Source organism: Chamaesiphon sp. (assembly GCF_041737865.1).
Classification (GTDB): domain Bacteria; phylum Cyanobacteriota; class Cyanobacteriia; order Cyanobacteriales; family Chamaesiphonaceae; genus Chamaesiphon.
On sequence record NZ_JBGSQZ010000192.1, the window covers coordinates 1 to 10050 of the forward strand.

At 45.1% G+C, this 10050-nt stretch carries 10 protein-coding genes and 1 pseudogene; 10 read left to right on the top strand and 1 reads right to left on the bottom strand.

Going from position 1 to position 10050, the window contains the following annotated elements:
* The first annotated feature begins 200 nt into the window (after positions 1–200).
* Both ACEW9J_RS14360 and ACEW9J_RS14365 read left to right on the top strand, forming a co-directional pair.
* Positions 201–962, top strand: a complete 762-nt coding sequence (locus tag ACEW9J_RS14360; protein ID WP_373545798.1) for a pirin family protein — start codon at positions 201–203, stop codon at positions 960–962.
* A 331-nt stretch (positions 963–1293) separates the two neighbouring features.
* The gene (locus ACEW9J_RS14365; protein ID WP_373545807.1) at positions 1294–2322 is read left to right on the top strand and encodes an alkene reductase; all 1029 of its coding nucleotides are present in this window, start codon (positions 1294–1296) and stop codon (positions 2320–2322) included.
* A gap of 15 nt (positions 2323–2337) precedes the next feature.
* Here the strand turns inward: ACEW9J_RS14365 and ACEW9J_RS14370 are convergent, their stop codons facing one another.
* Positions 2338–2679 (bottom strand): winged helix-turn-helix transcriptional regulator, encoded by a 342-nt coding sequence (locus ACEW9J_RS14370; RefSeq protein ID WP_373545799.1) that lies wholly within the window; start codon positions 2677–2679, stop codon positions 2338–2340.
* Positions 2680–2787: 108 nt separating this feature from the next.
* Between ACEW9J_RS14370 and ACEW9J_RS14375 the strand changes: the two genes are divergently transcribed.
* The 8 genes and pseudogenes from ACEW9J_RS14375 to ACEW9J_RS14410 all read left to right on the top strand — a co-directional run bounded on the left by ACEW9J_RS14375 (position 2788) and on the right by ACEW9J_RS14410 (position 9913).
* Positions 2788–3522 (top strand): SDR family oxidoreductase, encoded by a 735-nt coding sequence (locus tag ACEW9J_RS14375; protein ID WP_373545800.1) that lies wholly within the window; start codon positions 2788–2790, stop codon positions 3520–3522.
* A gap of 95 nt (positions 3523–3617) precedes the next feature.
* On the top strand, positions 3618–4247 hold the full coding sequence (locus tag ACEW9J_RS14380) for a glutathione S-transferase N-terminal domain-containing protein (protein ID WP_373545801.1): 630 nt from the start codon (positions 3618–3620) through the stop codon (positions 4245–4247).
* A gap of 125 nt (positions 4248–4372) precedes the next feature.
* On the top strand, positions 4373–4933 hold the full coding sequence (locus ACEW9J_RS14385; protein WP_373545802.1) for a cytochrome b: 561 nt from the start codon (positions 4373–4375) through the stop codon (positions 4931–4933).
* A gap of 171 nt (positions 4934–5104) precedes the next feature.
* The gene (locus ACEW9J_RS14390) at positions 5105–5683 is read left to right on the top strand and encodes a flavodoxin family protein (RefSeq protein ID WP_373545803.1); all 579 of its coding nucleotides are present in this window, start codon (positions 5105–5107) and stop codon (positions 5681–5683) included.
* A 319-nt stretch (positions 5684–6002) separates the two neighbouring features.
* Positions 6003–7229, top strand: coding sequence for an MFS transporter (locus ACEW9J_RS14395; protein WP_373545804.1), 1227 nt, complete (start codon positions 6003–6005; stop codon positions 7227–7229).
* Positions 7219–7350: a hypothetical protein gene (locus ACEW9J_RS14400; RefSeq protein ID WP_373545805.1), complete on the top strand. Its 132-nt coding sequence runs from the start codon at positions 7219–7221 to the stop codon at positions 7348–7350. Before ACEW9J_RS14395 ends, ACEW9J_RS14400 begins: the two co-directional genes overlap by 11 nt.
* Before the next feature lie 76 nt (positions 7351–7426).
* Positions 7427–7756 (top strand): annotated as a pseudogene (locus ACEW9J_RS14405) (GMC family oxidoreductase); the annotation flags it as partial.
* 90 nt (positions 7757–7846) lie between these two features.
* Positions 7847–9913: an amylo-alpha-1,6-glucosidase gene (locus ACEW9J_RS14410; RefSeq protein ID WP_373545806.1), complete on the top strand. Its 2067-nt coding sequence runs from the start codon at positions 7847–7849 to the stop codon at positions 9911–9913.
* Positions 9914–10050 lie beyond the last annotated feature (137 nt).

Here is a 10050-nt window from a genome sequence, read left to right on the forward strand (position 1 = left end):
TAACAGCGTGTAGAGTATTAATTGGGCGTAAGGGAGAATGGTGTTCACTGTTCTCATCAATGTTTTTCCACGCCCTTTTTCTCATATTTTCAACCCCTTGAATAGTAGAGCTAATATACTAGTGCAAGATGTGAGTTTATCCATCTTTGAATGCGATCGCGAAGCAGAGAGGTTATTTTTCCATCATGTCAACAAGTAATATGACCATTTCTCGTCAAGTAATTCAAATTTTTCCAGCAAAACCATTCACCCACGGGCAAGGTTTCACCGCCTATAGCGTCAATCAGCAAAGTTTAGGCACAAAAATTGCACCGTTTTTGCAACTAGACCACTATTTCATGACTCAGCCGACTTTTGGCGAGCATCCTCACCAAGGATTTTCCGCTGTCACTTATATGTTTGAAGATTCTGAGGGATCTTTCTTTAACGAAGATAGTCAAGGCGATAGGTCTACAATCGCACCTGGCGACTTGCATTGGACGCAAGCAGGATCGGGGATTCGGCATAATGAAACCCCGATCGAACCTGGCAAAATGTGTCATGGCATCCAAATGTTTGTCGATCTACCACTAGCCGATAAATCACTACCAGCCAAGGCTTTTAATCTGACTGCGGCACAAATTCCGGTCTATACAACTGCCGAAGGTGGTCGCGTGCGGGTGGTGGTTGGGGAGGCAAATGGTTTAACTTCACCGTTGAATATCTCCACTAAAATCCGCTTTTTGGATGTGATTTTACCTGCGAATGGTTCGTTCGCGGAGCGTCTCGGAACGAGAATCGAACATGAAGTAACTGCTGATGAGTCGGTGTTTCTATTAGCGGTGAAGGAATCGGGATTTGTGGGCGATCGACAGGATGCCATTACAGCTAATCAAGCGACTTTATTTACACCTGCTGGTAATACTATTCACGCAAAAGCTGGAGCCGAAGGTTTACAGTATGTGCTTTGTATCAGTCAGTAAGAAGCGATCTTCTGAATTTGAGGTAGGGGCAATTTATGAATTGCCCCTACCTCAAATTCAGAGAGTAATTCACACATTAAATTAGCAAAACCAACTTGTACTTAGTCGAATTAACCTTGAACTAGCAAAAAGTGATGAAATATCAAGCATGGGCGCAGAGGTAGTTTTTGAGTTGTCGTTGTTAGAGACAATAACTCTACTACGAAACGCCCTATCTGTTCATCCTCTTAATTTTGGAAAAGGTATTGTTAATTAAGGAGTTTTATCCGTGAAAGTCGATCTATTTACACCTATCCAAATCGGAGCGATTACCCTTCCCAATCGGATTGTAATGGCTCCGATGACTCGTCTGCGTGCTACTAATTCCATCCCTACCTCATTGATGGCCAAATACTACGCTCAAAGAGCTTCAGCGGGATTGATAATCACTGAATGCACGATGGTTTCACCCCTAAGTAATGGGTATGTTAATTGTCCTGGTATTTACTCAGCCGAACAAGCCACAGCATGGCAACAAGTGACTGATGCGGTGCATCAGAAGGGCGGCAGAATTTTCTTGCAATTATGGCATAGTGGTCGGATTGCTCACCCATCTTTACTTAATGGTAAATTGCCAGTTGCTCCCAGTGCGATTGCCGCAGTTGGGACACTACATAGTGCCGCTGGCAAAGTTAATTTAGACACCCCACGCGCATTAGCAACCGAAGAAGTTTCGCAAATTGTCGAGCAGTTTCGTCAAGGGGCAAAAAATGCACTAGAAGCTGGATTTGATGGGGTTGAATTACATGGAACTTTTGGTTATTTAATCGACCAATTTCTTCAAGATGGCTCTAATCAGCGTACCGATCGATATGGTGGTTCGATCGAAAATCGTGCTCGATTCTTATTGGAAGTTGTAGAAGCAGTTTGTGAGGTTATGGGCGGTCAATCTGTGGGAATTAAACTATCACCCAGTAGCACCTTTTATGGAATGCACGATTCTAATCCTCTTGCCACTTTTAGCTATGCGATCGAACAGCTTAATCGATTCAAGTTGGCGTATATTCATTTGATGGAACCAACCGAAGACGATCTCAAACATGGTACGGCGATCGATGCAGTACTGTCTACTTTTCGCCCGTTCTATTTAGGCTCGATTGTCACTAATGGTGGCTATGATAAATTCAAGGGCAATCGAATTCTTGAAACTGGTGCAGCAGATCTCGTTTCTTTTGGTAAACCGTTTATTGCAAATCCCGATCTAGCAGAACGATTTGCGATGGATGCTCCTTTAAATAACGTTAATTTTGCTAATATCTACAGTACAAGCGATCGAGATTTGGATCGAGGTTATATAGATTATCCTTTCTTAGATTCCTAATAATCAAAGCTAGATTTAACTCTTATTTTCAATTTCTATTTGTTTGAGATGTTCTTCGCCCCAGTTACATAACATGCGTAAAACAGGCTTCAGACTTTTACCATATTCCGTAAAAGAATAATCCACCTTCGGCGGCATTTGGGCATAATCATGACGATATACGATCCCATCTTTTTCGAGATCGCGGAGTTGTTGAATCAGCACTTTTTCACTAATTGCGGGAATCAACCGTTTCAACTCACTCAAACGTTGCGGTCGATTGCGAATATTCCATAAAATTAATATTTTCCATTTACCACCTAATACGCCCAATGTGGTTTGGACGAATTGTCGGCCATCTACTTGTGCTGTCATCATCTGATTTCCTCATCACACTTACAAAAAAGTAAGTACTTCCCAAAAGGTAAGTGCTAAGTATACCGTAGTAGTTGAGTCAAATCCAAATATTTACTAAGCACTAACATCATGTCATCATTAACTGGGAAAGTAGCAATTGTTACAGCTTCATCGCGAGGAATCGGTCGATCGATCGCCTTGCGATTGGGAAAAGATGGGGCTGCGGTGGCAGTTAACTACGTTGCATCTCCAGAGAAAGCCGAAGTTGTAGTGCAAGAAATTATTGCGAGTGGCGGACGCGCGATCGCCATTCAGGGTAGTGTTGCCAACAAAGCCGATGTCACCCGACTCTTTGATGAAACCGAGCAAAAACTAGGCGCGATCGATATCGTCGTAAACGTTGCTGGAGCGGCAGCTTATAAGCTTCATACCGACGTAACCGATGAGGATTTTGACAAAGTATTTGCGGTCAATGCCAGAGGCGCAATGTATATGCTCCAAGCCGCAGCTAATCGCGTCAAAGATGGCGGACGGATCGTGCAGTTTTCGACTGGAGCCACGATGTTGCCGATCCTGACTGGGGGGCTATATGCCGCTAGCAAAGCCGCAGGCGAACGATTTGCCTTCGCTCTAGCCAAAGAGATCGGGCATCGTCAAGTAACCGTGAATGTAGTCTCTCCAGGTGTTACCGATACCGATGGGTTAATTATGCCCAAAGAAGCTCTCGACCATCTAATTGGGCAAACGCCGCTGGGAAGGCTGGGACAACCGCAAGATATCGCCGATGTGGTGGCATTTCTAGTCGGTGATGATGCCCATTGGATGACCGGACAAAATCTGCAAGTCAATGGTGGCATTTTGTAGTTAAGGTCAGTTTGCCAGCGGTTAAAACCGCCGCACATGAAGCAAAGTCCGTCTAAAGTTATACTAATTCTCAGAACCAAAATAGTAGGTATCAAATGACGATCGAGCTATATACGGCGAATACTCCCAACGGTCAGAAACCAGCAATTATGTTGGAAGAAATTGGTTTACCTTATCAAATTTTCCCTGTCAATATTTCGCAGGGCGAACAACACACAGATACTTTTCTAGCGATTAACCCTAATGGTAAAATTCCCGCGATCGTCGATCGATCTGTAGCAGGTGGTCAACGAGTGTTTGAGTCAGGGGCAATCTTAATTTATTTGGCAGAAAAGGTTGGAAAACTATTACCGAATGATGGTAATAATCGATTCGCCGTTTTAGCTTGGACATTTTGGCAAGTCGGTGGACTTGGGCCGATGATTGGTCAATGGGGACATTTTTCTCGCTCTGCACCAGAAAAAATACCTTATGCGATCGATCGATATTTAGATGAAAGCGTTCGGCTATTAAATGTCCTCAATCTTCATTTAACCGATCGCACATTTATCGCTGATGATTATTCAATCGCCGATATCATGAATTATACTTGGGCATCCAGTGGGCTGAACTTTATTCGCTCGGCTCATCCTGACAAGGTTGAAAATTTAACTGAACTCGATCGCTGGGTGAAAGTAGTTGGCGATCGACCTGCCGTTAAACGAGGTTTAGCAGTATTGAAATAACCATAAATACAATTACTTAGGAGAATCCCATGATTGCATTTTGCGGGAACGATCTTAGAAATTGTCGATCGCCTTTCACTTCAAGCTGGGATATAAATCATATTGGAGAAATAAGATTGATTAACATGTCACAAACTAAAAAGCATAAATTTAATTCATCCTTTCAACTTTTAATGTCGGTACATTGGTGGATGGCTGGATGCTACTTGATTCTATTTGTCGGTGGTACTACTATGGCTCGACTACCAAGAAATGAGTTTCGAGGGATGCTTTATGACTTCCATAAGTCGATCGCCATACTAGCAATTGCTCTTTTAGTATGGCGCGTTGTTGCCCTGACTCAAGTAATACTTAAAAAATACATGCGTCGGCTACCAAAGTTATCGAATCATTGGATTAGAAATTTTATACTTCATACTCTAATATATGGTTTTATGTGGGGAGTACCGATCTCTGGCTTTTTCTTTTCTAATTCTTTTCGCTCTAATAATGTCAGTTTCTTTGGATTAGGTCTACCAGACTTTTTTCCCGAAAATAAAGACATGGTTGAGATTGGCCGATCGCTACATTTCTGGCTAGCTTATACTTTTTTGACACTTATTGCACTGCATTTAATTATTCAATGGAAAGTAGCTAAAGCCAATTGGCGAAGATTTACAGGCTTTATTCAAGCAAAGCTTAGTTAGAGAATAAGTAGGCAACCGTATGAGATCGTTAATCAAATTTCTATGCAATCTCTAATACAATACTACCGACGCATCTCTTTCAATTCCTCAGATCGAGTATTCTTTTAATTAGCGGGAGTACATCCGCAACCTAACTTACCACTACTAATTCATAATTATCCAGGAAATCCCATGACAAATATTGCAGTTATCTACTTTTCAGGCACTGGACATACTCATTTAATGGCGGACGCAGTTGCCACAGGTGTCCAAACAATTCCCGACACAAAAGTCCAATTACTCCGCATTACTGGCGAACAAATTGTCAATGGACGCTGGAAAGATGAAGCAATGGTAACTAGTCTGAATAGTGCCGACGCAATTATTTTTGGTTCGCCGACTTATATGGGTGGTGTTGCCGCTCAATTCAAAGCATTTGTCGATTATGCCAGTAGTATTTGGGCGCAACAGCTTTGGAAAGACAAAATTGCAGGTGGATTTACCCATTCTTCATCATTGAGTGGTGATAAACAAGGAACATTATTATATTTGGCGATTAACGCATCCCAGCATTCGATGATTTGGGTTAGTGCAGGCGATATGCCTCAACCTAATGGAGTTAATCGGTTGGGTTCTTTTATAGGGGTGATGGGGCAAGCCGTTCCTGATTTCACAGGGACAAAAACGGTAGAACTCGACACTGGCGATCGATTGTCTTGTGAATCATACGGTCAGCGGATTGCAGCAGCAACCAAACGTTGGCAGAAGTAATTGAACTGAACCAATTCGATCGGATGTTATCGGGACTGTAGGGGCAGGTGTCTTGTCGTTTTTTTATTCGGGGGGAACCCTCGAATAAAAACGCCGCTTTATGCCACTAATTCAAACGTGCAATTAACCTTCGTACAAACCTGCCCAACCCTACCAGCAGCCTAAACATTCCAGCATCGAAATGTTAATAGTGGGGAGGGCGGGTTTGTACGTTAGTTATCGTTATATTCGCAATCTCTAGCATAAAGCGGCTCGCGCTCGTCGGGTTTCCCGACGGTTTAGCGAGACAAGACACCCGCCCCTACAGATCTTAATAAAAATGGAATCCAAATTAATGCCAAATCCTAATTCTTGGACGACTAAATTAACGCTGTTACTCGCCAGTAGCCTGACAGTGATGTCCGGCGCGACGGTTTCACCATCGCTACCAGCGATGAAACAACAATTTGAAGGTACGATCGCCGATCCAGATTTGCGGACGACTTTAGTTAAATTAGTAATTACATTACCAGCATTATTTATCGTCATTGGTTCGCCGATCGCAGGCATTGTAGTCGATCGATTCGGTCGCAAACCGCTATTACTAATTACCGCAATCCTCTACGGCTTTGCTGGTAGTTCGGGGCTATTTTTAGAAAGTTTACCCGCAATTCTAGTCGGGCGGGCATTACTTGGCTTTGCCGTCGCTGGAGTAATGGTGAGTGCGACAACTCTCATCGCCGATTACTACAGCGGCCCTGCACGGGCGGCATTTATGGGGCTACAGGCGGGATTTATGGGTTTGGGTGGCGTAGTATTCCTAACCCTCGGCGGCGCACTGGCTCAACAAAATTGGCATTATCCGTTTGGCATTTACTTATTTGCATGGCCGATCGCATTGCTAGTATTGGCGTTTATTATCGAACCTGACAGAAGCAACTCTGCCCAGTCAAATATGGGATCGACAAATGATTCGATCGGTCAATCTACACCCGTAGGCGTGATGATTATCGTCTACGGATTTACCACCCTCAGTCAAATTGCTTTTTATCTTATCCCCGTTCAATTACCATTTTATCTCGATATTTTAGTCAAAGCTAATCCCTCTCAAAGCGGCATGGCGATCGCACTTTGTACGCTATTTAGTGCGATCGCATCTGTTACTTATGGCAAACTCAAACAAAGAATGGAATTTGTCACATTTTTACCTGCAATTTTTGGCTTTATGGGTATCGGTTATCTATTAATCGGTCAGTCTTCAAACTGGTTGGAAGTATTAGCCGGATTGGGAATTGCGGGGATGGGTTTGGGACTGCTAATGCCGAATATGTCGGTGTGGCTCAGTGCTGCTGTTCCCGATGCACTGCGGGGTCGGGCGTTAGGTGGTCTTTCAACAGCGATGTTTTTGGGGCAGTTTTTATCGCCGATTATCACTCAGCCGTTAACCAAATCTATGGGCTTGGGTGGCACCTACGCACTCGTTGGTGGCGGTCTAGTTATTGTTGCTTTGGGATTTGCCGTTTTCAAGTCTCAAGTGCGTAATTTAACCCGCTCTCGTGCGATGTAGTAGTAGCTTATTAGCTGTCGCTGTGGTAGTTGCTTTTTTAGCTTCAGATGATGCTCGGTATATTACTGAATCGACAGTAGTTGTCGATGCTGGCTTGTTGTGGAACGATCGAGAACAATAAAATTAAAATCATGATTGCTCAACAACATTTTGATGTAATTATTATTGGTACTGGTGCGGGTGGTGGCACCTTGGCTCGCTTGATGAAACGGTGGGTTAGTGTCCTGAAATCGATTCTCGTTCCGAGAGGCTTCGCCAACGATTGTGGCGATCTGATGTTGCCTGTGTCTCTCTATTTTCGCAAAAAACTCTCGATCGCGGCTGTCGCTCATCAAAATGGAACTTGTCGATTTGGTGAAAATCCTCAAGATTCGGTTTTAGATATCAATTGTCGGACTCACGATCTGGACAATCTTTATGTCGTCGATAGTTCTTTTTTTCCATCCAGTGCCGCAGTCAATCCGACATTGACAATTATTGCCAATGCGTTGCGAGTTGGCGATCGATTAATCGATCGTTTTAAGTAATTTAGCGCATATCATAACGCTGTCGAGCTGCTGTTGGTTGGGCAACAATACTAATCGATCCGAAAATATTAGTAATCACTGGAGAGATGAATGAAGATCGAATTTGGGCGAGAAATCAGTGGCGATCTCACCAGTGCCGAAACGCGAGAATGGTTGGTCACTAATGGTATTGGAGGCTACGCTTCCGGTACGGTTGCCGGACTACTCACTCGTCGCTATCATGGGTTGCTAGTCGCGGCTTTAAATCCGCCCTTGGGTCGAACGTTACTGCTCGCCAAATTGGATGAGGTGTCAGTGTATAACGATCTGATCTACGCCCTCCACACCAATCGCTGGGCAGATGGCAGCGTCGAGCCTCACGGCGATCGACAGATCGAAAGCTTTGCGCTTGAAGGCTCCATTCCCACTTGGCGATTCGCTTGTGCCGATGCTCTATTGGAGAAACAGATCTGGATGCAGCATGGAGCCAATACCACCTATCTGCGCTACACACTGAGCCGCGCCACCCAACCGCTACAGCTAACGCTCAGAGCTATGGTGAATTACCGCGATTATCACGGCAATACCCAGAGTAACGGCTGGGTAATGAACGTAGAGCCGAGCGAACGAGGAATTCGCATCACTGCTAATGTAAATGCCACACCCCTGTATTTATCGAGCGATGCTCTGCAAGAACCGCTACGCGAACGAGCCATTGCTATACCCGCCCATGATTGGCACTACGGATTCGATTTAGCCGTCGAACGGGAGAGAGGATTGAGCGATCGCGAAGATCACCTCCACGCCGCCACCTTCACCGTTACCCTCAATCCGGGCGAATCGATCGTTTTTGTTGCTAGCACCGACCCACAGCCCCATCTAGATGGATCGGCAGCACTAAAATTAGAACGCGCTCGACAGCATCAACTCATCAATACCTGGAAACTCGATTCTCCCTTGGAGAGGCTCTGCCAACGACCCGAAACCCTCACTTTTAGACAAGATCGTCCGGCTTGGATCGAACGATTAGTATTAGCCGCCGACCAGTTTATTGTAGATCGTCCGCTCCCCGATGCACCCAATGGAAAAACCATCATCGCTGGCTACCACTGGTTTGGCGACTGGGGACGCGATACGATGATTAGTCTACCAGGATTGACGATCGCGACGGGACGATCGGAAATTGCGCGTTCTATTCTGCTCACCTTTGCTAAATATGTAGATCGTGGCATGTTGCCAAATCGCTTTCCTGATGCAGGTGACGTACCGGAATACAATACTGTCGATGCCACCCTCTGGTACTTTGAGGCAATTCGGAGCTATTACGACGCTACTGCTGACGATGATTTATTAGCCAAACTCTTTCCCCTGCTGGCAGAGATTATCGATTGGCACTGTCGCGGCACTCGTTACAATATTCAACTCGATCCTAGCGATGGTCTATTATATGCCGGAGAATCAGGAGTGCAATTGACGTGGATGGATGCCAAAGTAGACGATTGGGTAGTCACGCCGCGCATTGGTAAACCGATCGAAATTAATGCGCTCTGGTACTGTGCATTGCGATCGATCGCTAAGTTTGCCCGTCAGCTTGGCAAACCAGATCGAGAATATGAAGCTATCGCCGATCGAGCTTTAGCCAAGTTTTCGCGGTTCTGGAATCCCGATCTGGGTTATTGCTACGATGTTCTCGACAGTCCCGACGGCGATGATGCGTCTCTACGTCCGAATCAAATCTTTGCTGTATCGTTACCAGGAATGAGATCGAAGGGCTATGCACCGCTCTTGACACTCGATCGACAACGTGGAATTGTCGATACTTGCGGACGATCGCTATTAACCTCTTACGGCTTGCGATCTCTGGCTCCCAACCATCTCCAATACCAGGGACATTACGGCGGAAGCCAGTTACAACGCGATGGAGCTTATCATCAGGGCACAGCTTGGGGCTGGCTGTTGGGTTCGTTTGTATTGGCACATTTGCAGGTATATAAAAATCCCACCCAAGCTCGACAATTCTTAGAACCGATCGCACATCATTTGACAGCTCCCGGTTTGGGCACTTGTAGTGAAATATTCGATGGCGATGCGCCGATGGCTCCACGGGGTTGTATCGCCCAAGCGTGGACGGTGGCTGAAGTATTACGGGCTTGGGTATCGATCGAGGATTATAAATAATTAGGGCTTGCTGAATAAGTCATACGATCGAGTGAGCGAATCTCGAAGCACGCTCACTCGAAGCGCGTCGTCTAGCGACGATCGCCAATGATAATTTTTAGTTAAGCTCAAAGGAGATACAAGCAAGATTTCTAATC